This window comes from Dyadobacter flavalbus (assembly GCF_006149045.1).
GTDB classification, from domain to species: Bacteria; Bacteroidota; Bacteroidia; order Cytophagales; family Spirosomataceae; genus Dyadobacter; species Dyadobacter flavalbus.
Window position 1 is genome coordinate 53,188 of the sequence record NZ_VBSN01000026.1, and the last position, 21,999, is coordinate 75,186.

Annotated in this window: 22 protein-coding genes and 1 pseudogene; 18 read left to right on the top strand and 5 right to left on the bottom strand. The window is 43.1% G+C overall.

The window, feature by feature from the left end:
• The first annotated feature begins 18 nt into the window (after positions 1-18).
• The 12 genes and pseudogenes from FEM33_RS05010 (at position 19) to FEM33_RS05070 (ending at position 12,146) form a co-directional block, all read left to right on the top strand.
• Positions 19-681: a hypothetical protein gene (locus tag FEM33_RS05010; protein WP_201747698.1), complete on the top strand. Its 663-nt coding sequence runs from the start codon at positions 19-21 to the stop codon at positions 679-681.
• On the top strand, positions 678-2,930 hold the full coding sequence (locus FEM33_RS05015) for a xanthine dehydrogenase family protein molybdopterin-binding subunit (RefSeq protein WP_139011006.1): 2,253 nt from the start codon (positions 678-680) through the stop codon (positions 2,928-2,930). Before FEM33_RS05010 ends, FEM33_RS05015 begins: the two co-directional genes overlap by 4 nt.
• A gap of 263 nt (positions 2,931-3,193) precedes the next feature.
• The gene (locus FEM33_RS05020) at positions 3,194-4,435 is read left to right on the top strand and encodes a PQQ-dependent sugar dehydrogenase (RefSeq protein ID WP_139011007.1); all 1,242 of its coding nucleotides are present in this window, start codon (positions 3,194-3,196) and stop codon (positions 4,433-4,435) included.
• A 622-nt stretch (positions 4,436-5,057) separates the two neighbouring features.
• Positions 5,058-5,678: a recombinase family protein gene (locus FEM33_RS05025; RefSeq protein WP_139011008.1), complete on the top strand. Its 621-nt coding sequence runs from the start codon at positions 5,058-5,060 to the stop codon at positions 5,676-5,678.
• Positions 5,679-5,754: 76 nt separating this feature from the next.
• Positions 5,755-6,810 carry a PDDEXK nuclease domain-containing protein gene (locus FEM33_RS05030; RefSeq protein WP_139011009.1) on the top strand — a complete coding sequence of 352 codons (1,056 nt, stop codon included), beginning with the start codon at positions 5,755-5,757 and terminating at the stop codon, positions 6,808-6,810.
• 5 nt (positions 6,811-6,815) lie between these two features.
• On the top strand, positions 6,816-7,328 hold the full coding sequence (locus tag FEM33_RS05035) for a hypothetical protein (RefSeq protein ID WP_139011010.1): 513 nt from the start codon (positions 6,816-6,818) through the stop codon (positions 7,326-7,328).
• 436 nt (positions 7,329-7,764) lie between these two features.
• Positions 7,765-8,079 (top strand): annotated as a pseudogene (locus FEM33_RS05045) (transposase); the annotation flags it as partial.
• A gap of 68 nt (positions 8,080-8,147) precedes the next feature.
• Positions 8,148-8,459, top strand: coding sequence for a transposase (locus FEM33_RS05050; protein WP_139011011.1), 312 nt, complete (start codon positions 8,148-8,150; stop codon positions 8,457-8,459).
• On the top strand, positions 8,456-9,460 hold the full coding sequence (locus tag FEM33_RS05055; RefSeq protein ID WP_139011012.1) for an IS3 family transposase: 1,005 nt from the start codon (positions 8,456-8,458) through the stop codon (positions 9,458-9,460). Before FEM33_RS05050 ends, FEM33_RS05055 begins: the two co-directional genes overlap by 4 nt.
• A gap of 153 nt (positions 9,461-9,613) precedes the next feature.
• Positions 9,614-10,588, top strand: a complete 975-nt coding sequence (locus FEM33_RS05060; RefSeq protein WP_139011013.1) for an IS3 family transposase — start codon at positions 9,614-9,616, stop codon at positions 10,586-10,588.
• Positions 10,589-11,372: 784 nt separating this feature from the next.
• Positions 11,373-11,795, top strand: a complete 423-nt coding sequence (locus FEM33_RS05065; protein WP_139011014.1) for a response regulator — start codon at positions 11,373-11,375, stop codon at positions 11,793-11,795.
• A 99-nt stretch (positions 11,796-11,894) separates the two neighbouring features.
• A complete protein-coding gene (locus FEM33_RS05070; protein WP_139011015.1) occupies positions 11,895-12,146 on the top strand; it encodes a hypothetical protein in 252 nt (83 codons plus the stop codon).
• Positions 12,147-12,432: 286 nt separating this feature from the next.
• On the opposite strand, the gene FEM33_RS05075 is transcribed toward FEM33_RS05070, so the two are convergent.
• From FEM33_RS05075 to FEM33_RS05090, 5 genes are all read right to left on the bottom strand, one after another.
• On the bottom strand, positions 12,433-13,431 hold the full coding sequence (locus tag FEM33_RS05075) for a 2-hydroxyacid dehydrogenase (protein ID WP_139011016.1): 999 nt from the start codon (positions 13,429-13,431) through the stop codon (positions 12,433-12,435).
• 678 nt (positions 13,432-14,109) lie between these two features.
• Complete coding sequence (locus FEM33_RS05080; protein ID WP_139011017.1) at positions 14,110-14,334, bottom strand: hypothetical protein; 225 nt, start codon at positions 14,332-14,334, stop codon at positions 14,110-14,112.
• Positions 14,335-14,415: 81 nt separating this feature from the next.
• The gene (locus FEM33_RS05085) at positions 14,416-14,640 is read right to left on the bottom strand and encodes a hypothetical protein (RefSeq protein WP_139011018.1); all 225 of its coding nucleotides are present in this window, start codon (positions 14,638-14,640) and stop codon (positions 14,416-14,418) included.
• Between the two features lie 200 nt (positions 14,641-14,840).
• Positions 14,841-14,966, bottom strand: a complete 126-nt coding sequence (locus FEM33_RS26830) for a hypothetical protein (RefSeq protein ID WP_262711961.1) — start codon at positions 14,964-14,966, stop codon at positions 14,841-14,843.
• A 264-nt stretch (positions 14,967-15,230) separates the two neighbouring features.
• Entirely contained in the window at positions 15,231-16,319 is a 1,089-nt protein-coding gene (locus FEM33_RS05090) for a GAF domain-containing protein (RefSeq protein ID WP_161597072.1), read from the bottom strand.
• A 41-nt stretch (positions 16,320-16,360) separates the two neighbouring features.
• On the opposite strand from FEM33_RS05090, the gene FEM33_RS05095 reads away from it, so the two are divergent.
• The 6 genes from FEM33_RS05095 (at position 16,361) to FEM33_RS05120 (ending at position 21,832) form a co-directional block, all read left to right on the top strand.
• Positions 16,361-18,157, top strand: coding sequence for an NHL repeat-containing protein (locus FEM33_RS05095; RefSeq protein ID WP_139011020.1), 1,797 nt, complete (start codon positions 16,361-16,363; stop codon positions 18,155-18,157).
• A gap of 51 nt (positions 18,158-18,208) precedes the next feature.
• Entirely contained in the window at positions 18,209-18,475 is a 267-nt protein-coding gene (locus FEM33_RS05100; protein WP_139011021.1) for a transposase, read from the top strand.
• Positions 18,476-18,778: 303 nt separating this feature from the next.
• Positions 18,779-19,108: a transposase gene (locus FEM33_RS05105; RefSeq protein ID WP_139011022.1), complete on the top strand. Its 330-nt coding sequence runs from the start codon at positions 18,779-18,781 to the stop codon at positions 19,106-19,108.
• Positions 19,108-19,971 carry an IS3 family transposase gene (locus tag FEM33_RS05110; protein ID WP_262711962.1) on the top strand — a complete coding sequence of 288 codons (864 nt, stop codon included), beginning with the start codon at positions 19,108-19,110 and terminating at the stop codon, positions 19,969-19,971. Before FEM33_RS05105 ends, FEM33_RS05110 begins: the two co-directional genes overlap by 1 nt.
• 61 nt (positions 19,972-20,032) lie before the next feature.
• The gene (locus FEM33_RS05115) at positions 20,033-20,662 is read left to right on the top strand and encodes an IS3 family transposase (RefSeq protein ID WP_139011024.1); all 630 of its coding nucleotides are present in this window, start codon (positions 20,033-20,035) and stop codon (positions 20,660-20,662) included.
• A gap of 753 nt (positions 20,663-21,415) precedes the next feature.
• On the top strand, positions 21,416-21,832 hold the full coding sequence (locus FEM33_RS05120; RefSeq protein ID WP_139011025.1) for a response regulator: 417 nt from the start codon (positions 21,416-21,418) through the stop codon (positions 21,830-21,832).
• Positions 21,833-21,999: the final 167 nt, after the last annotated feature.

Below are 21,999 nucleotides of genomic sequence, written 5' to 3' on the forward strand. Positions count from 1 at the left end.
ACGCCTAATCTAATCCGTATGAAACAAGATTTGAACAAAGGGCCTGGGTACTTCCTGACCCGAAAAGCTGCCATGCTGCTCTCTCTAATGATATTCATTATTTCAGTAGCAGCTTCTACATTTAGGAAAAATCCGCCGACAAAGGAAATAAGACTAAACCTGGCCGAGCGCGATAGCATTGAATCCGTCAAGGCTTTTGAAACGGTCTACAAAACCCTGATGAGCCCGCGCTGTATGAACTGTCACCCGGCCGGCGATGTGCCATTACAGGGAGACGATAGTCATTTGCACGCGATGGGTCCAAAAAGAGGCGTCGACGGAAAAGGAGTTTTTGCGATGAAATGTGCCAACTGCCACCAGGATACCAATACACCCGGTTTGCACACGCCACCGGGAAATCCGGAATGGCACTTACCTCCTGCTGCTATGCGCATGGTCTTTCAGGGTAAAAGTCCTCATGAACTTGCCAGACAGCTTGTCGACAAAAAACAAAACGGCAACAAGGATATGAAAAAGCTCATTGAGCACGCCGACGACGGATTGGTGCTGGCTGGTTGGAATCCGGGGGAAGGTAGGACACTCCCACCGGTATCGCACGCCGAATTCAAGAAAGCTTGGATTACCTGGATTCAAAAAGTGCTTATGCGCCGAAAAAATAGTTTTAACCTGAACCTACCATGAACAACGATAAAAATGCGCTGGACAGGCGCTCATTCCTTAAAGCCTCGCTGCTATCCGGCGGAGGCTTAATGCTTTCCGTAAGCTGGTTGTCTTCATTCAAATCCGCTGACAAGGCAGAGGCGCTGAACCTGCCCGATCAATGGTCGCAGCTAAACGGATATATCCAGATTACCTCAGATAACAAGATCAGACTGATTTGTCCAAACCCCGAATTTGGACAAAATGTAATGACCTCCTTACCGATGATCGTCGCGGAAGAACTGGATGCGGACTGGAAGAATGTGGTAGTCGAAATGGGGCCGCATGATCCCGTAAAGCTGGGCGCACAGTTTACCGGAGGAAGCAACTCGGTAAGAATGTATTGGAAGCCGCTTCGGGAAGCAGGCGCGGCGGCAAGACAAATGCTGCGCGAAGCGGCGGCCCAAACCTGGAATGTGCCAGTTGGAGAAGTGACTACCAAGGCGGGTGTGCTGTTGCATTCCAGCGGTAAGTCGGCAAAATATGGTGAGATGGCCAGCAAAGCAGCCAGCGTGCCGGTGCCGAAGGATTTAAAGTTGAAATCACCGAAGGAGTTTACGGTCGTCAGAAAGTCCAAGAAAAATGTAGAGGTTCAAAAGATCACCTCCGGCAAGCCGCTTTTCGGACTGGACTACAGTGTTGACGGTATGCTGATCGCGATGATCCAGCATCCCCCTGCATTTGGAATGAAACTAAAATCCTTTGACGCTGCGGAAACACTGAAAATGTCGGGAATCAAGGAAGTTTTTTCGCTGAAATTATACGAAGATGGTTTCGAGCAAGGTGGCTTTGATACCCGGTCTTTTAATGATTTACTTGTAGTGGTGGGCAGCAGTACATGGCACGTTATGGAAGCCCGTAAAAAGCTCGTGGCTAATTGGGAGCCTGCGGGTGACCAGAAAGATACAATGGGCGGGAGAAATGGAAAACGTGAGGTAACAGTACCTGGTGCGCTTGAAAGCACTTTGATTCAAATGCAGCAAATGCAGGAGTATGCAGCCAAGCCATCGCAACAATTGCGAAAAGACGGTGATCCAGAAAACGCTTTTAAAAATGCGGCTCAAGTAATCGAGCGCACTTATAACGGTCCATTTCTGGCACACAACTGCATGGAGCCCATGAACTTCTTCGCGCACGTAACAGAAGAAAAAGCATTGCTGGCCGGTCCACTTCAAGCTCCCGGCTGGGCGGAACCGACATTGGCCAAACTGCTAAACCTCCCGCCCGAAAGGATCGAAATTCAAATGACCCGAATGGGTGGTGGTTTCGGTCGCAGGGCCTATGCCCATTATCTCTCGGAAGCCGCACTGATTTCCCGCAAGGTGAAAGCTCCGGTGAAGCTGATGTACACCCGTGAGGATGACATGACCTACGGCATTTACCGCCCGATGTACACGGCAACCTACCGCGCTGCACTGGATGCAAATAAAAACCTGATCGCATTCCATGTGAAAGGCGGAGGTATCCCCGAGCATCCAATCCATGCAAACCGCTTTCCTGCAGGAGCTGTTGACAACTATTTGGCAGAGGGATGGCAAATCCCGTCTAATATTACTATTGGTGCTTTCCGTGCGCCGCGTTCAAACTTTAACGCAGCGGCCGAACAGTCGTTTTTGGATGAAGTCGCCGAAGCCGCTGGCAAAGATCCGATCGAGTTCCGTTTAGAGCTCTTGAAAAGGGCAAAGGAAAATCCAGTCGGAAAGAACAACGAGTATGAGCCCGACCGCTATGCTGGTGTGCTAAAACTGGTGCGCGATAAATCGAATTGGGGAAAGCCAGGAAATGAAAAATACCATCGTGGTGTGGCGGCTTATTTCTGCCATAATTCTTACGCAGCGCACGTCGTCGATATGGTCACGCGCGATGGGCAGCCGTATGTTGATCGGGTTTACAGTGCGATGGATTGCGGGATAGTCATCAATCCCGATGCTGCAACGAATATGGTGCAGGGAGCGGTGGTGGACGGCATTGGCAATTCGTTTTATGGTGAGCTGACCTTCAAGGACGGCGTGCCACAGAAAAACAATTTCAGTAATTACCGGATGATCCGCATCAATGAAGTGCCCAAAAGCATTGAAGTGCATTTTGTCGAAAACGACCTCGATCCGACCGGCCTTGGCGAGCCGCCATTTCCGCCAGTGTTTGGCGCAGTGGCCAATGCGATGTATAAATTGAAAGGTAAGCGGTATTATAATCAGCCATTCCGGGACGAACTCGAAAAGACTATCTAGGAAGACAGATTGAATAGAAACCGATATTAGTCTTCGTCAAGGCCCGGAGTTCTTTAATTCCGGGCCTTTAAATGTCTCTGTGCGAAGTTGTCGTTCATCTTACCAATTCTGCTTTTCCGCAGGCCACAATAGACGTTTGGCGAATCGATCGTAAGATCGTTAATAATGACTGCACATATCGCGTAAATGTCTATAAACCGATTCCACTTCAGTATGGAAATGCGGGTCCAAGCATAATTAATCATCACACAAACTCTATTACTATGAAGACCTACATCCTAGCAGCATTATTCCTTTCATCAACATTATTGGCCTCTTGCAAACAGGACGATCCGGATTCGCCGGACCCGGTGGAAGGAGGCACAGAACAAACCGACTCAGCAAGCGTCGAAAACAATGCGCCAAACACCAACTATGCACCAGCATTTGCAGGACAAACCCGCATCCGATCAGTCCAAACTCGAGCACAATACACTTCCCGAATCCTGACCGAACAATTAAGTAGCCCTTGGGGCATTACTACGCTCCCCGATGGACGTTTGCTGATCACTCAGAAATCGGGACAGATGCGGATTGTTAACACAAGCGGAGCGATCGTTGCTTCAATCACCGGATTACCAGCTGTGAATGCGTCCGGCCAAGGCGGCCTACTTGGCTTGTGCATCGACCCTGCTTTTGAAACTAACAGGCAGGTTTACTGGGTATTCTCACAAGCAGTGTCCGGTGGAACGCTCACAGCTGTTGGTCGAGGCAGGCTATTTACTGATGAAACCAGGATAGAAAGCCCAACCGTAATTTACCAGGCCACGCCAGCCTTTAACAGTAGTGCCCATTATGGCGGGAGGATTCTGTTCGACCGAACCGGTCACCTGCTGGTGAGTACGGGAGAAAGATCATCAACAGTGACCAGACCTCAGGCGCAGTCCCTCAATTCCGGTCTTGGTAAGATTGTCAGGATTACTAGGGACGGCGAATCAGCTGCCGACAATCCGTTTGCGGGTCAGGCCGGTGCAAGGCACGAGATTTTCTCATTAGGCCACCGTAATCCACAGGGGCTCGCGCTTCATCCGGTTACCGGCGAGCTTTGGCAGAGCGAGCACGGCCCGCGAGGCGGCGATGAAATCAACCGCGTTCAGGCTGGTCAGAATTATGGATGGCCCACCATTACTTATGGGATCGAGTACAGCGGTCAGCCAGTGGGTGACGCGATTCAGCAACGCGATGGACTTCAACAACCTGCTTACTATTGGGACCCGGTTATTTCTCCGAGTGGGATGACATTTTTCAACGGCACTACGATTCAAGAGTGGCAGAATAACCTTTTCATTGGCTCACTTAGCGGAATGCATATCGCCCGTTTGGTCATAGAGAACAACCGGATCGTTGGAGAAGAACGGCTACTTGCAGATCAAAATCAGCGTTTCAGGGACATCACACAGGGCTCCGATGGAGCATTATATGCTATCACCGACGGAGGACGCCTTTATCGAATTGGCTCAAACTAAACCTGGGACTAATAGAGTGAGCGGCGAATGCCGATCTGATCGGGTCGATACTCTGTATCAAATAGACTGCTATTGAGGAACTGCCACCCCATGAGGTGGCAGTGTTCTTTTCCGCATCAAGCAATTGCACGATTGCGATCCTATATCTTCATCAAAATGTTCGGAGGAAATTGACAAAGCACAATTTTGTGTATGGGTCATTCAGCAAAGTGGAGCTGCCAAATGAAGCACATGTGCCAAATAACAGAGAATAAACAGGACAAAGGGACGAGCCAAACATCTAATTAATCGAACGGTTATAATGTAATATATTTTTGTCCTCAAACCAATCCCGTTAATCCTTCAAAGTCAAGTCAACGGAACATTGCATAATGTGATGGCGATGTACCAATAAGTCCCATTACTCTCAGCCATCTTCCATGAGTGTTATCGAGATAACTTTAAGTTATAGGTGACTTATGTAAATTTAACCGGTGGTATTTCTGTACTCTTTGGCCTCTCGATTTTTCTTCCCTTTCGGTTCTTAAAATGCCCGATTATGCCACTTTGAAATTACATTTTAGTGGTACACCAAAACAAATTACTGTATATTGCGAACTGGCACGTTAAACTGTACTTTGGAATGGTGATTGGATACATACGGGTTTCGAAGACCGAACAGAACCAGGACCTGCAATTTGACTCTCTCAAAAAAGCAGGTTGTGAGAAAATCTATCATGAAAAGATTTCCGGCGCTTCTACGCAAAGACCGGAATATATACGGATGATATCAGAGCTTCGCCAAGGCGATGTCATAGTTGTTTGGAGAATTGACCGCTTGGGAAGAACAACATATGAACTCATCAAGCTCATGGTCGAATGGAAGGAAATGGGAGTGGACTTCCGGAGTATTTCCGAAGGGATTGACACTTCTTCCAAAATGGGAAGGCTTTGGTATATGCTAAGTTCTGTCTTTGCAGAAAACGAAAGAGAAATTTTAATGGAGCGAACGTTAGCCGGAATGGAGGCAGCAAGGGCGCGCGGCCGGGTAGGAGGGCGTCCCAAAGGCTTAACAAAAAAATCTAAGGAGTTAGCAAGTTTGGCAGCAACGCTTTATCAAAGTAAAAAATATACCACCATGCAGATTTGCGAGCAACTCAAAATTGGCAGTAAAGCAACTTTGTATAATTATTTGAGGCATGAAGGGCTTGAAATTGAGGGATGGGAGCGTCAAAAAAAAGCTTCGATTGTCAATAACGTGTAGATTGGGCTGTAAACTTGTAGTTTGTTGCCGATATCTATTCGGTTTTCATTTTATACCCTGTTGAGTAATCTCGAAAATGGATAATTTAAAGTATGACGTTGATTACCGGATTTGGCTCGGTGAGATTAGGCTTAAAATTGAGTCTTCACAGATTAAAGTCGCAGTTGCTGTTAATTCTGCTCTAATTAGTTTCTATTGGGAACTTGGTAAACTGATCGTAGAAAAGCAAGCTGAGACTCAGTGGGGTGACAAGCTAATAGATACATTGTCGAAAGATTTAAAAGAGGATTTCTTAGACATTAAGGGATTATCGTCTTCAAATCTAAAATACTGTAAGCGATTCTATTCTTTTTACTCACCGCCAATTGGTCAACAGGCTGTTGACCAATTACAAAGTCAACTATTCCTTCAGATACCCTGGGGGCACAATATTCTAATTTTTACAAAGTCAAAAAACTTGCAAGAGGCAAACTTCTATCTTCAACAAACTCTTGAAAATGGATGGAGCAGAGATATATTGGCATTACAGCTTAAGTCTAATTTATATAGTAGGTTAGGGTCGTCGATCACAAATTTCAGTTCAACTCTACCAAAGCCATTTTCTGATTTGGCTCAGCAAACCTTGAAAGATCCCTATATTTTTGACTTTTTAACACTTGGGCCCAAAGCTAAGGAGCTAGACATAGAAATACAACTCACTCAACACGTTACCCAATTCTTACTGGAGCTTGGAAAAGGGTTTGCTTTCATCGGAAGGCAGTACCACCTGGTAGTCGGCGATTCGGACTACTATATAGATCTGCTATTCTATCATGTGAAACTAAAATGTTACGTAGTAATTGAACTAAAAAATACAAAGTTTACTCCCGAATACACTGGGAAGCTGAATTTCTATCTTTCGGCAGTGGATTCAATTCTTAAAACCGAAGATGATAGGCCAACCATCGGAATGTTATTATGTCGAGACAAAAATAATGTAGAAGCAGAGTTTGCCCTGCGTGACATAAACAAGCCAATGGGAATCAGTGAATTCACAATTACAGAAATGCTACCGGAAGATTTAAGGAGTAATTTTCCGACGGTTGAGGAAATTGAAAATGAACTTAGAAATTTGGATAGTGAGGTGAAATAGTTAGAATGATTATCGCAATATCATCGGTACATCAGAATGTAGTATTAAAAGGGATGAAAGATATTTTAGAAAGTATATCATATGTAGTAGCTATAATAGGAGGAGTTGCAGGTGCTATCTTTTATTTCCAAAAAAAACATAATTTTAGCTCTGTAAATTTTGATACTCAATTTACTGGAAACCTAGGTAATGAAGGCAATATTGGTGACGATGTTGCTCCATCACACTATGTTGAGCTTGAACTTACTGCAACAAATGGTACTGTTTCAGGAATTGCTAATACAAGACGTCTGACATCTGAAACTCAATGGTCTGGTTTATCGGTGGCGGGTAAAAGAAAAAGCAATGTAGCTTATTTAGATATTACACATGTTCGTGGGGGGAGAGTAATTTATGTTCATAAGTTTACGCTTACTCTAAAAAATAATAATTTTTACTGGAAAAAGATTTCTACCGAAGACAACGATTTTTTTCCAGAAACAGCAACTTTATTTAAATATGTTAACCAAACACTTTGATGATTTGTAGGGAGATGACTTCCTAAATAGGCAAGTCGGTTCAACCGATAATGTCATTGGGAGGTACTTGCAACGCATTCGCCTGTTCGATTTTTTATTACACAAGCCTTAGATATAAATATGCCTACCCTTCATTGGATCGGAAAAGATAAAGTTGTTAATCACCATCTCGATGTTCCATATCGAGTTTTAAATCATCAATATGGCTTTACAGCGTCGGATGGACAAACTTCAAATTCGACAGAAAGTGGTAACAAAATAATACATGGTGATAACCTTGAGGCACTAAAATCCTTGCTTCCTGAGTATGAGGGACGAATTAGATGTATCTATATTGATCCTCCTTATAATGTAAATCGTCATCAAAAAGTGGACAAAATGGGTGAAAATAAGAAGAGACAATTCAGTAAATTGTTTCACTTAAACATCCTTAATTATGTCCAATTCAAACAAAGGACCACTTCCCAGTCGATCATCCAAAACTGCTCAGCCAGTTGCCTCAACTTCTGAGCGCAAACCTGCTTTATCCATCATCAGAGACATTCAGCGGCAAACCCGACGCCAATACACAGCTGAAGAAAAGATCCGCATTGTTCTGGAAGGGTTGCAAGGTGAGCAATCAGTAGCCGAAATATGTAGACGAGAAGGGCTCAACACCAATATCTATTACCGCTGGAGTAAAGAGTTTTTGGAAGCAGGCAAAAAACGATTAGCTGGCGATACCACCCGGGAAGCCACCGCTCCGGAAGTGTGTTCTAGCCCCCTAATTAACCGGACTAAATTTTAAAAAAGATTTAGTAGAGTTAAATTAGATTTCAAATGGGAACACGAAGACAATTTACATTAGATCAAAAGATGCAGATTTTGCGGGAGGCTGAATCTGAGGGTATGTTGACGACCTGCCGTAAATTTGATTTATCACAGGCTTTGTTTTACCGCTGGAAGCATCAGTTTGAGCACAAGGGTAAGGACGGACTTCTGCCACAGTACAAAACCATAGATCCGGAACTGCGGGCCATCCAGCAGGAAAATGAACGCTTAAAAAGGATCGTTGCTGACCAGGCATTGGAACTGGCTGTTAAGACTGAGCTTTTAAAAAAAACGGAACAGCTGCGCATGCAAGGAAGATGACGGTCGAAAAGTTTAAGGACAAAGTTAGGATCAGCCGCTTACTTGCCTGGTGCTCAGAGCATAAGAGCAGCTGGTACTACAGACGGTCTGCAAATAGACCTGGCAGAAAGCCCAGCACGCACACAATGACTGTAACTGGTGGGATGGTGGCTAATCAAAAGGTTATTGTAGCTATCAGAAAGATTTTAAATGAAGAATTTGTTTGCTATGGTTATCAGAAAACCACATCAGAGCTCAGAGATGCAGGATTTATTATCAATCCAAAAAAGACTTACAGATTGATGGCAGAAGAAAAACTGCTCTTAAACAAAAAGGTTATTCAGACCACAGGAAAACGAGAGTTTGTCAAGGCCCGGAAGGTAAAAGCGAAGCATCCAATGCAGTATCTGGCCATGGATATTAAGTATGTATACATTCATGGCGAAAAACGAAATGTATTTTTGTTAACGGTCATAGATATCTGTACACGTAAGGTGTTGGGACATGTGCTAAAACCCAGCATCAAGAAGCATGATGTGGTTTTACTGCTAGACGGTGTGTTGCAGGAGTATCAGGTGAAGGGCATTCGATTAAGAAATGACAATGGCAGTCAATTTATAGCTCACCTCGTAAGAGAATATCTGAAAGAAAACGATGTTGTGCAAGAGTTCACACATGTGGCAACACCAGAAGAGAACGGCCATATTGAAGCGCTGCATAGTATTTTAGAGCGAGAAGTAATCAGGCGTTACTGGTTTGATACCTATCATTATGCAAAGTGGAAAATTGCAGACTATTACCAATTTTATAACAGCAAAAGAAGGCATGGATCCATCAAAATGATGAGTCCGGAAAAATACTGGCAATTTTATTTTTCGGATTATTTGCCCAATGCAAAACCAGCTGAGAGTGGAATGATTGTCAAGGGTTCCGACGCAGGAGGAACTTGCGAAGCCCTTGACAATCATGGAGCAAAGGCTAGCTTCGCATTGGTAAATAAGAGGCAAAGTCTTCTAAACTGATTTGCCAAAACAGTCCGAATAATAGGGGGTCGAAACAAGTGCAATCTATAAAATCAGAAAATGAAGCCCTCAAACAACTGGTAGCTGAACTGAGCCTAGAGAATCGGGTATTAAAAAAAAACCTCAAAGCTGAAGATTAATCCTTATCACCATATGACCCAATCTGAAAAGATGGAAATCATTACATTAGTTGAGCAATCCTCAATTAGCATAAAGGCCACCCTTAGCGAACTAGGCATCAATCGATCAACCTTCTACGAGTGGTATAAACGCTATCTAAATGATGGCTTTGATGGTTTGGCTGATCAGCCTTATCGGCGTACCAGTGGGTGGAATCAGTTGCCGCCTGCTGAAAAAAGCCGCATTGTTGAACTAGCCTTAGAACAACCGGATCTTTCCAGTCGCGAGTTAGCATGCTATATCGTTGATAATGAAGGATGGTTTGTATCAGAATCTACAGTTTACCGTATCCTAAAAAGCCAGGGATTAATCACTACGCCAGCTTATAGATTGATGGAAGCAACTGATCATTTCTATAAGCCAACCACTGCTCCTAATCAGCTTTGGCAAACTGATTTTACCTATTTTAAGATCAAGCGCTGGGGTTGGTATTATCTCTCAACAGTATTGGATGATTATTCGCGTTACATCCTGGCTTGGGAACTATGTCCGGGTATGCAAGCGGTGGATGTGGAGCGAACTGTGCAAGCAGCTCTGAAAGTCAGTAATTTGAAGGCAGGTCAGCGGCCTCGTATCTTGTCCGACAATGGGTCTGCTTATGTATCTAGGTATCTGAAAGAATACTTAACTGGAGAAAACATCGATCATATCCGGAGTGCTCCGTTTCATCCCATGACCCAAGGTAAGATTGAGCGCTATCACCGATCAATGAAAAACGTTCTGTTACTGGAACACTATTATAGCCCTGATGAATTGAGTAGCCGACTGACTGAGTGGGTGCATTACTATAATCATCAACGCTACCATGAATCGCTCGATAATGTGACACCCGCAGATGTCTATTGGGGTCGTCAAAAGCAGATTTTAGCAGACCGGCAAAAAACCAAGCAGTTATCCATGATTAATCGACGGAAAAATCATATTTTTCAGAACTTACAAAGTAAGTAAAAACCTCTCTTTTCTTTTCACCCGCATCTGTCCACTTTTGGTTGACGACGTACATATTTAACCCCGTGTTGCATTCATAACAATCCAGCACTTGGGAAGAAATAATGTAAGCATCCGTATGGCCAGTTGCTGGCCAATCATATCCGGATACCCGTTAACTGGGTGAAAGTACATGGTTTGGCTAAGCCTAACCACATCTATATGCTGCCGGTAAACAAGCTAATAACGATCCAGAACAGATACCTAAGACTATTTGACAGGGATCCTGACGAACTGAGCAACTGGCAGTAGACCTCGTTCCATTCCAAAGTGGATCACCATAAAATGATGAGGATTGGTATTCATCCTTTCCGGGGCCAGTTCAAATGGTTCGATCAAAGTCCAGGATCCGGTACTACCTTGTTTAAAGGGATACCCATTGTGTGGTCGTAAAGTACCACCCGTAAAGGTACTATCCCCCGAATGCTGGCTGATGCTTTGATGGCTTTTCTGGCAATCCAAAATATACGTGACTGGGATGATCTAACTTTACTGATGCAGCGTTTTCTGGTGGACATCCCATTCTTTGCCAATTCTTGGCTGGCTTAATTGGCAGCATTAACCGGTAAGCTCCATTACTTTTAAACCTGACATTTTCATGCTCTTGTCAAACCATTCCGGGTAATGACATCTCATTGGTATGGTATTATTTATTATGCCCGGGTAAGCTTTACGGTGCAGGTGATCAACAAATAATAGTTGCCCCAAATAGTAACGTGTATAACGATAACCCACTCATTTACAAATGTCACTTTCAGGACCCATACTCTCGGTTGAATACGATGAGAACGATTATCTTCTGCTGGCGCAACTATCCAAAGAATTAGGCATCAAGAACAAGATTCTTTTTTTTCAGGACGGCATCGAGCTGATAGAATATCTGGGTGCAACCACGGATCAGCCCTTTCTTATTCTTTGCAATACGGCACTGCCCCTGATGAACGGCATTGGAGTCCGGGACTACATCGAAAGGTCCCCGCCTTTAAAGGAAAGAGCCATCCCGTTTATATTCTTTGATACCTCAGGCCGCGTTGAAGTAGTGAAAGAAGCATATAAGTCCTGTATCCAGGGTTATTTCTTAAAGCCTGAGACCTATGAAGAATTAAAGGACAGGCTTGCTACGATTTACAAATACTGGAAATCCTGCCTGCATCCTAATAATATGTAATCTGATATTGGACAGGGTAGGTTCAGGCCAATCTGCTTGTTCTGTATAACCATTTCAGGAGCCTGACCAGGTTCTTTTCAAACTACTTGCTGTTATTTATTGTATAAGATCGCGTCAACGATTATGGAAGAGGAATTTGAAGCAATGAAGATATTCAGGCATCAAGACCAGATTATATTCACCATTGAAGAAGGTATTAACCACAGGATCATTGCTGATATAAAGCTTCTTGAAACCCAGAGTATGGTTTATTTGTTGTGGTCTACAAACCTGGAATCGATTATTTATGGGCGTTTGACCAAAAAAGGAATTGAACTGCGTAATTACTTAAAGGACCATGAATGGGATTGATAAATAAATCCATTGGTGCAATAAAGGGTTTTACCAGAGGCTTCCTAGATCCATTGATAACCATACAGTTAACCAATATTAAATAAAGAACTAGTAGTGTATTTGTAGTAAGGTTTAAAGATCCCTGGCTGTTGCCGGGGACTTTTACTTTTTATTGCACTAAAAAACGGGGTAGCTGTCAGGCCTTGGTATACTATCTTCATGCTGCTTTCATTACAGCTATGCCTACTGGTTTCCAGCACGAAAACCCGAAAGAAACAAAGAAATTTTGCAGCTTTCTATCTTCTCATACCAGCATAACAGATGCGTCAGCACACTGGTTTTCATTGGCAAGTTGCCCAATGCTGCCCAGGGTTACTTGTGCTATCTGCGAAAGGGCTTCTTCTGTAAAGTAAGCCTGGTGTGCGGTGACCAAAACATTTGGAAAACTCATCAGCCGCTGAATATTGTCATCTTCAATGATACTGCCAGAAAGGTCTTTGAAAAACAGCTGCTCTTCCTGTTCGTAAACATCAATGCCCAGATAGGCTACCTGCTTGCTTTTCAATGCCTGGATAACATCGACGGTATTGATCAGTCCGCCACGGCTTGTATTGATCACAGCAACTCCTTTTTTCATCATTGCCAAAGCTGCCTTATTGATCATGTAATGGTTTTCCTGGGTTAGCGGACAGTGCAGCGATATAATATCTGCTTTCTTTAACACCTCTTCGAAAGACATGTACTGAATACCCAGTGCCTTCATGTGCAGATCAGGTAACAGATCATAAGCAATCACGTTACAGCCAAAGCCAAGCATAATCCTGCAAAATGCTTTCCCAATTTTGCCCGTACCGATGATGCCGATGGTTTTACCATAAAGATTAAAACCAAGCATGCCGTTTAATGCAAAGTTTTGCTCCCGTACACGGTTATAAGCTTTATGCGTTTTACGGATTAAAGTCAGTAACATGGCTGTGGTATGCTCGGCGACAGCCTCAGGAGAATATTCCGGAACCCTGCATACGTGGATACCCTGGGCTTTTGCTGCATCCAGATCTACATTGTTGTAGCCGGCACAGCGCAGTGCAATGATCTTAACCCCTTTTTCAGCCAGTACGGAAATTACTGCTGCATTTACCTTGTCATTGACAAACACACAGATGGCAATTGCATTCTCAACAGCGTTGACAATATGAGGGCCAAGATGTGTTTCAAAATAGACCAGCTCAAAGCCGTAAGGCTCGTTGTACTTATTAAAAAAGGGCCTTTCATAAGGCTTTGCAGAAAAGAATATTATTTTCATAAAAGTACTCCCGGCAACATCAAACCAAATGCCTGCATATTTATAACATTTTGTTTCCAATCAAAAACAAATCGCAAAGTTTAAGTTGTATCCGCATGACCTGATCTTAATATCAGCTCTGCGGGGCACTTTTGTTCATTTAAGAGGGGTATCCGGATTGTATAGGCAGCCCGATCCCAGTGAGATTTTTATTGAACGCAGTGATGTCATATATCCCGATACTTTTTACCATCCATTAAAGCCTTCTTATATTACTGGTGAAATGTGGTTTAACCCCAATGATCAAATTCAAGATCACAACGCTTTACCATTATGATAAGTTGGATATTAAACAACTTGGTTTGTCCGCAAGCGTTTTTACCAAAAATGCTATCCTCCATCCTAATTCCACTCGTTTTGCATCAAGTATCCCCGAAACCGCATCCCTTTTTCAGTCAATTCACATTCCATAGGATACTGCCGGTTTAATGTCCAGACACAAATGACCATGTTGTCTTGCAGCAGTCTCCTCAAGGCGGAAATTATATGGGGCTGAAGCCTGGATGCTAACCGAAGTGAAAACCTGTCTTCATCCTTAAACCGTTTCATTGCTTCAAATTCGTCTTCCAGTGTCACTGCTTACGCACGTGTCACAGTATATGTCCAAGAGAATATTAAAAAAACGGGTTGAACAGGTGTTTACAATCTTTCTGCCCTGAACAGGGTCTCCAGTGAAATCATGCGGTCCGTACCATTTGTATAGTCGGTACCATTGACATGGTTTACTGGCTTGGTTATAATTTTATATTCATGTCCATTATAATGAATGATGTCTCCCTGCTTGATTGTAAGGTCCTGATCTGCAATGAATGAATATGCACAAGACTTGATGTTAAATACGCGGCAGCTCTTTACTTGGATCATCCTGGTTAATAGGTTGGTGTTCTTTGGAACATAGCCGTCTTTGAACCCGGCCTGGTTGCTGTTTACTTTCTCTTCCTTGTATTACCACTCATTGTTTTTTAGATAATCTCTAAACAACTGCCCCTTTGTAGTCAATTGACCTTCCAGTGGATAGTCCTGATTAAAGGACCATGTACAGACCACGGTACCGTCTTGCTCAAGGGATTTCAAAGCAGAAATAATATCTGGCGTCAGATCCGGCTGTAAAAGAAAAAACAGATAGTCTTTCTCTTCAAAAAGCTTTATGGCTTGATGTTGGTAGTTCACTGCCTTTTGTAGCTTACGGGTTATGATGGATTAGCCATTCTGGCAATTAAATTTTTCTTGAAAAGGATATCTTCCTGCATCGACCGCAAGCCTTCACAATCATCTTCCCTTCTGATCCCGGTAATCACATAAGTGCTGTCAAAACGTGGGTAGGTCCGGCATAAACTGCCCAGGATTAATAAAGCGGTCAAATTACTGCCCTAGGCAATATCCGTTAACTTTTGAAGAGGAACCCCTGTCTTCTCGGCAATTGTATTTTCATTATCCTTTAAAGCGGTCATCTCTTCAGAAAACCTTTTTCTGATATCTTCTTCTAACTTTTTCATTTAAAAGGCCTGATTAGAAAATTAATATTAGAATATAGTATACCGTATGTTACTGAATTCGGTTTACTGGATTTTATTCCCGATGGTTAAATAAACTATTAACTAATGCTGTGATGAACATTAATCTTTTGTCAACGAATAGTCTTTACGGCGTAGTTGAACATAATGCCTGATCGATGACAAATCTCAGCAACTATTTTTGAAAAAGAGTAAGGCTATTTCAGAGTAATACAATCAGTACTATCAGGATTGTTAGGTTATTAATCAACTAGTGAAAGATACTATTTCCCTTATTTTGGTATCAAGTTCTTCTACTGCTTTATCCAGCATAACCAATTCCATTTTATCGGCCGTATAATAATCTTCTTCCTTAATGATTTCCATTAAGGCCATAATGGATGAAACCGGCCTTCTCAGCTCATGGGAATGAATGAAAGCAATCTCTTTCAAGGATTTATTTTGCATGATTACCAACTGCTCCTGTTTGATGCGTTCGGTGATATCGGAGGCATTAAAGGATACACCAATCACTTCGCTATTCTCTGCAAATGCTGGTTCATAAGTCATATACCAGTAAATCGTTTTGTCTGCATAGGCAAGCTCTTTTTCACTTTTTACAGCTTTTCCACTTAATGCATATTCAAAGTTTTCCAAAAAGCTTTCCCTGTGTAATTCGTGAAGGTATGCTTTGATACACATGCCTTCTGAAAGAGAGATGCCAAAGTATTTGTTAAAGAAAGTATTTGCTGTTTGATTATAGGCCATAACCTCCATGTTTTTACCAAATAAAAGATGGCATGAATTCGAGCTTTCAAAAAAGGACCTTAACTTTATCTCTGCGTTTTTAGCGGTTATAAATTGTTCTTTCAGGATTTGAATACTCATCTGAAATTCCAGTGTCTGAATAACCTGTTTGGAAAGGATCGTCAGCATACTTTTTTGTATCTCTGTTAATTCCTTAGGCTTTTGATCAATCACGCATAAACTTCCCAGGCTGTGGCCATCCTGGGTTGTTAAGGGTGCACCTGCATAGAACCGTATATTTGGATCTGAGGTAACCAAAGGGTTATCAACAAAACGGGGATCCATCAATGCATCAGGCACAATCATTAACTCAGGCTGTTGAATCGTGTGAGAACAAAATGCATCCTTTTGACTGGTTTCATCCTTGTCAAAACCAAATTTGAACCGGATATATTGGGTTTGATCATCAAGTAAAGTAACCAAAGCTGTGGGTGTCCCACAGATTTCAGCAGCTAGTTTTACAATGTTATTAATTTCTACTTCTTTGTTGATTTGTAAGTGCAAAAATCGATGAACGGCTTGCAGCCTTTCTAATTCCCGTAAAGGCATATGTAAGATCGAAGGTTCTGGATAATTCCGGTACGCCATACGTGGCTTACTCCGACGAGGGCGACAGCTATAAAGTGACGGTTATGAAATTTGACGGCTCCAAATGGTATGCCGTTGGGACACCTGGTTTTTCCATCGGCGAGACGTACTACACATCGCTTGCACTTGACAAGTCCGGAATGCCTTATGTTGCATTTACGGATGCGGGCAATGATAACAAGGCTACGGTAATGAGGTTTAACGGGTCGGATTGGGAGCCGGTGGGACCGGCAGGTTTCTCCAATGGCAATGCTTCCAGTACATCGCTGGTTCTGGATAATAACGGTATACCTTACGTTGCTTATACGGATGCAGGAAACGGTTACAAGGCCACTGTAATGAAATTCGATGGTGAAGCCTGGGTTCCGGTGGGCATGGCGGGTTTTTCTGAAAATTATGCCGGCTATGTTTCGCTGAAACTGGATGGTTCCGGCACACCGTATGTTGCTTATTTTGATTATGGGAACAATAATAAAGCCACCGTTATGAAGTTCAACGGTACCGATTGGGAAACGGTGGGCAAGGCTGGATTCTCTGCAGGCAGCTCACCTTATACTTCGCTGGTGCTGGACAATTCAGGCAAGCCTTATATTTCTTTCAAAGATGAGGCAAACGGTAGCAAAGCAACCGTCATGCAATTTGACGGTGACAGCTGGCAAACGGTAGGAACACCCGGCTTTTCGGAAGGTGACGTGGATTATCCTGTACTTGCGCTGGACAAGTCCGGCATACCTTATGTGGCTTATACCGAAATTATCAACGACCGTAAAGCATCCGTAATGAAGTACAACGGAGCGGCATGGGAAACGGTTGGAAAGGCCGGTTTTTCAGCTGGGGAAGCTTATTACTTCTCGCTTGTGATCAACAATTCAAATATTCCATATGTAGCTTATTCAGATTACGGCAATGGCGGAAAAGCTACTGTTATGAAACTGGTGATGCCGGTTATGCCGGCCATTACTGCACAGCCGGCTGCCAGAACCATTACAGGCGGGCAAGCTGCCAGCTTTTCTGTTAATGCAACGGCGGACGATGAAGCATTAACATATCAGTGGCAGGTGAGCTATGACAACAGCAATACATTTACCAACGTCACCAATGGCGGCATTTACAGCGGGGCCAATCTTTCAACCCTGAATGTAACCAATGCACCGGTTTCGCTGAATGGTTATCGGTTTCGTGTACAGGTAAGCAATGGCAATGTTTTGATTTCAGATAGGGCTGCATTAATTGTAAATACACCGGCTTTTGACAATGTAAGAACATGGCAATTAACCGGAAATGCAGGTTTTTTCAAAGGAACGGCACTGTATACCTCACTGGCGCTGGATGCTTCCGGCACACCTTACATGGCGTATTCCGATCAGGGAAATGGCTACAAGGCAACCGTCATGAAGTTCAGCGAAAATGCATGGGAGCCGGTGGGGACACCGGGCATTTCCATTGATTCCGCAGGTTATACGACACTGGCGCTGAATGCGTCAGGTACTCCGTACGTGGCATTTACCGATGCCGGAAACGATAACAAGGTCTCCGTCATGCAGTATGGCGGCGGCAGCTGGGAAGCAGTCGGCACGCCCGGATTCTCGACCGGCTCTGCTTCCAGAACTTTGCTGGTTCTTGACAATTCAGGAATACCTTATGTGGCCTACACAGATGCAGCGGATAATAACCGGATCCATATTATGAAGTTTGACGGCACAGCCTGGATTCCGGTCGGCAACGCCGGGCTTTCGGCAGGAAATGCCAATTATGTGTCGCTTTCTGTCAACAGCTTTGGAATGCCGTTCGTGGTATAATACTCCCAAAAATCTGAACAGCTACTTTAATTTTTAATTTAGTTGTTGACTATGAAAAAGGAACGCAGAAAATTCAGTGCGAGCTTCAAAGCCAAGGTTGCCATTGAAGCCATTAAAGAGATTCAAACCGTCCAAGAACTAGCCTCTAAGTACGAGATTCACCCAACCCAGATAGCGGCCTGGAAGCGGGAGTTTCTGGAAAAGGCGGAGCTTGTGTTCAGTAAGGAGGTGCCAGCGACTGAAAATGACGCTGCAAATACAAAAGAGAAGGAATTATATTCTAAGATCGGAGAGCTTCAAGTCCAGGTAGACTTTTAAAAAAAGGTCTTGGGGAAATGATCGGTCCGCCGAAGCGGTGTTATGGAAAAACGTGGACTTGTTTCCCCTGGGTATACCGCTTTAAGTGTTTCTGCGCAATGCAAGTTAATTGGTATACAGCGCAGTAGCTACTATTTCAAGCCAAGAGGGCAATCTCTCTTAAATCAGCGCTTGATGAAAGCCATTGACCGTCAATTTTTAGACTGCCCATTTTATGGAGTGGAACGTATGCGCGATTACCTAATCGGTTTGGGTGAGGTGGCTCCAAAAAGCGGCACACATTTTTGCACATCGTGATGCAAGATGAAAGACAAAAAAACAATTAAAATTCGTAGGAGTTATGATGCTGAGTTTAAGCAGGAAGTGATAAGAATGCTGGCTTCCGGTAGAAGCGCAAAGGAAATCTCGGAAGCATTTGGAATTGCCGAGAATCTTCTCTATCGTTGGAAAAGAATGGCAACAAAAAAGATAAAATCGACTCCCGGAGAAAATGGTAACGACAAGTCGGCGAAGCTGGCCGCAGAAGTTGCTAAATTACGTGCTGAAAATGCGCGCTTAAAAACCGACCGCGAAATTTTAAAAAAGGCCTTAGGTCTCTTGAGCCAGTCCGACTCAGAGACGTCTATGAGCTGATATATTCACTCTCTCGGACACAAAAGGTCAATTATTTATGCACACTTTTCGAAGTTAGCAGGACAGCATGTTATCGCTATCGACGTGGAGAAAGCCACAATGCGGACAAAAAATACAATCGGCCAAGGCATGAAATACGGGTCGAATTTATCCAGAATTGGAAGCGATATGGTAGTAGGCGCATTCAGGAGTCCTTAAAACAGAAAGGGATAACCATTGGTCGCAGGAAAGTTTCTGAAATCATGCGGAAAGAGGGCTTGAGAGCTATTCAACCGCGGAAATTTATTCCAAGGACGACCGATAGTGGACATGGGAAACGGGTATCTCCCAATCTTTTACTTGGTCAAGCCAAACCAATAAAACCAAATAGTATCTGGGTTTCTGATATCACATACATGCCTCTAAAAGGCGGTAAATGGGCATACTTATGCGTTTGGATGGATTTGTTCTCGCGTCAAATAGTCGGCTGGCAGTTAGGTGAAAATATGCAGGACAGTCTTGTTAGGGAACCATTGGAAAGGGCTCTTTTGAGGCGAAGAGTCAAACCAGGTATGATTATTCATTCTGATCGCGGTGGACAATATCTGTCAAACAAAATGAAGGAGTTGGTCAAGACCTTCAAGCTGAAACAAAGTATGTCTCGCGCTGATGATCCTTATGACAATGCATGGGCAGAGTCATTTTGGAGCAGACTCAAGGCAGAATTAGCTATGCCGAAAGGAGGATATGAGAGTCTGGAAAAATTAAAAACTGTCCTTTTTGAATATATTGACGGCTATTACAATACCAGGAGGTTACATTCGTCCTTAAACTATTTGAACCCGGTTGCCTTTGAAGAAGAATACTATCGGCAAACTGGATGAGAATTGAGATTTTAAATATTATACTAACCCGTAAAAGTGTAAACCAAAACGGAACCACGTCATGGGGTATCCCGTTGGTGTGAAGCGGGTGAGAAGGCTTTACAGGCTTATGAATTTGCGCACAATTTATCCTAAGCGCAATCTGAGCAAAGCCAAACCAACTGACTACAAATATCCTTACCTGCTGAAGGGCTTGAAGATTAAGCGCCTCAATCAGGTCTGGCAAGCCGATATATCGTATATTCCAATGTTCAGAGGGTTTATGTACATGTTCGCTATTATTGATGTATATAGCCGTCGAATTGTGGGATGGAGTATTTCTAACACTATGAGTATGGAATGGTGCCGGGAAACACTTTCAGATACCATACGTATGCAGGGACAGCCCGAAATATTTAATACCGATCAAGGCAGCCAATTCACCAGTCCGAGTTTTATTAAGCCACTGTTAGAAAAAGGAATACAAATTTCTATGGATGGAAAAGGAAGAGCCCTTGACAATGTTTTCATCGAACGATTTTGGAGGTCACTCAAACAAGAGTACGTGTATTTAAACCCTCCAAATGGTGGGATGAACCTGTATCGTGGAATAAAAGCATACGTGGAATTTTACAATCATCGACGTAAACACACTGGGACTGGATATATTCCTAACGAACTGTTTTTTGGAAACAATGCCAAAGCATCGTAATTAAACTTAATTTCATCTGTTAGCTGTCCAGTGAAACGGGAGTATTTCACTGAATGCAGATCCGCCCTAATGTAACGTTGAGTAAAAAGGCATTTTATTATGCCTGATCAGCAACTTACAAAATTATTTGCGAACCATTGCCGTAAGATCCAGATTGGCGAAAGGTAGCGGCAAGATATGCCTGGGTGATAAGCGTAGCAGTTTGATAGCAATGTTTAAGCGAACATCTTTTGAGCATAAGCCTGATTGTATAACTACGGCATTCCTTACTAATCTGGCAGGATCGGAAAACCTTTTGCAGCATGCCGGGATGCCCATGATCTTAAAAGATTAATTCCGGATATATTGTTGTAAAATCAAGATTTGCACTTTTTTAAGTCATATAACAAGTAGTATTACAAAATAGGTGCTTATATTAGCTAAATAATCCACCTCATCATATAGTAATGATTTACATTAAGATTTACAACAAATTCGGTAATCTAAGCAACGTATACGAGTTTACGGCTTATTGCTACCAAAATCTTCGGGCAGGAGCATACTTTCGGCATAACGGCTACGAGTATCTGATTACATCCGAACCCGTATATCAGGAAAACAAAGATGCCGACCTCAGTGTCAGTGAGGCTAACTTCATGGCTGTCCAGTTAGGTTCTTGTATAACGGCGTAAAGACAGGAGCTTACAATTTTACTTTGGTTTTATTTTTCACATTTGTTCAACCGGGCACCGCAAAGTGCCTTGTTTTTATTCTATGCCACATTCAGGCCCTGTTTTTTTGGTCGAAGACGATGAAGATGATCAGCTCTTAATTACCCAGGCGTTAAGGGAAATTGGAATTACAAACCGGATCATGTATTTCCAAGATGGAGTCGAAATCATTAAATACATGGGATCCAGCATGCAGCAGCCTTTCCTGATCATCTGTGATATCAACCTGCCTTCGCTGAACGGTTTGGAAACCAGAAAATACATTGAGAATTCTCCCATGCTGAAAGAAAGGTCTATTCCTTTTATATTTTTTACAACTTCCAATCATCTGGTTTCAGTACGGGCAGCCTTCGAACTAACTGTTCAGGGGTACTTTGTCAAGACAACCAACTATAAAAAGCTCAAAGAAGACCTCGAAACGATCTTCCGATACTGGCAACTCTGTATTTTGCCAAACTAAAAACCCTTATAGGGCATAAATGAAAAGTTCCGGTTAGAAGCGTTTAGTCATGTTTATGGCCACTATCTATTATCCTGCATACTGGCCATAAATATGCTCTATGTTGATTATACCTCCCAAGGTAAATAGGCTGCTATGCACGGCCTTCAATAATGTTAACCGGTTAT

What these genes read in the sequence shown, in the direction of transcription:
- FEM33_RS05065 (WP_139011014.1), top strand. Translation starts at nt 11,373, where the DNA reads ATGTCACTTTCAGGACCCATACTCTCGGTTGAATACGATGAGAACGAT.
- FEM33_RS05115 (WP_139011024.1), top strand. Translation starts at nt 20,033, where the DNA reads ATGGGGTATCCCGTTGGTGTGAAGCGGGTGAGAAGGCTTTACAGGCTT.
- FEM33_RS05025 (WP_139011008.1), top strand. Translation starts at nt 5,058, where the DNA reads ATGGTGATTGGATACATACGGGTTTCGAAGACCGAACAGAACCAGGAC.
- FEM33_RS05010 (WP_201747698.1), top strand. Translation starts at nt 19, where the DNA reads ATGAAACAAGATTTGAACAAAGGGCCTGGGTACTTCCTGACCCGAAAA.
- FEM33_RS05020 (WP_139011007.1), top strand. Translation starts at nt 3,194, where the DNA reads ATGAAGACCTACATCCTAGCAGCATTATTCCTTTCATCAACATTATTG.
- FEM33_RS05050 (WP_139011011.1), top strand. Translation starts at nt 8,148, where the DNA reads ATGGGAACACGAAGACAATTTACATTAGATCAAAAGATGCAGATTTTG.
- FEM33_RS05105 (WP_139011022.1), top strand. Translation starts at nt 18,779, where the DNA reads ATGAAAGACAAAAAAACAATTAAAATTCGTAGGAGTTATGATGCTGAG.
- FEM33_RS05035 (WP_139011010.1), top strand. Translation starts at nt 6,816, where the DNA reads ATGATTATCGCAATATCATCGGTACATCAGAATGTAGTATTAAAAGGG.
- FEM33_RS05075 (WP_139011016.1), bottom strand. Translation starts at nt 13,431, where the DNA reads ATGAAAATAATATTCTTTTCTGCAAAGCCTTATGAAAGGCCCTTTTTT.
- FEM33_RS05090 (WP_161597072.1), bottom strand. Translation starts at nt 16,319, where the DNA reads ATGCCTTTACGGGAATTAGAAAGGCTGCAAGCCGTTCATCGATTTTTG.
- FEM33_RS05030 (WP_139011009.1), top strand. Translation starts at nt 5,755, where the DNA reads ATGGATAATTTAAAGTATGACGTTGATTACCGGATTTGGCTCGGTGAG.
- FEM33_RS05015 (WP_139011006.1), top strand. Translation starts at nt 678, where the DNA reads ATGAACAACGATAAAAATGCGCTGGACAGGCGCTCATTCCTTAAAGCC.
- FEM33_RS05100 (WP_139011021.1), top strand. Translation starts at nt 18,209, where the DNA reads ATGAAAAAGGAACGCAGAAAATTCAGTGCGAGCTTCAAAGCCAAGGTT.
- FEM33_RS05055 (WP_139011012.1), top strand. Translation starts at nt 8,456, where the DNA reads ATGACGGTCGAAAAGTTTAAGGACAAAGTTAGGATCAGCCGCTTACTT.
- FEM33_RS05060 (WP_139011013.1), top strand. Translation starts at nt 9,614, where the DNA reads ATGACCCAATCTGAAAAGATGGAAATCATTACATTAGTTGAGCAATCC.
- FEM33_RS05120 (WP_139011025.1), top strand. Translation starts at nt 21,416, where the DNA reads ATGCCACATTCAGGCCCTGTTTTTTTGGTCGAAGACGATGAAGATGAT.
- FEM33_RS26830 (WP_262711961.1), bottom strand. Translation starts at nt 14,966, where the DNA reads ATGAAAAAGTTAGAAGAAGATATCAGAAAAAGGTTTTCTGAAGAGATG.
- FEM33_RS05080 (WP_139011017.1), bottom strand. Translation starts at nt 14,334, where the DNA reads ATGATCCAAGTAAAGAGCTGCCGCGTATTTAACATCAAGTCTTGTGCA.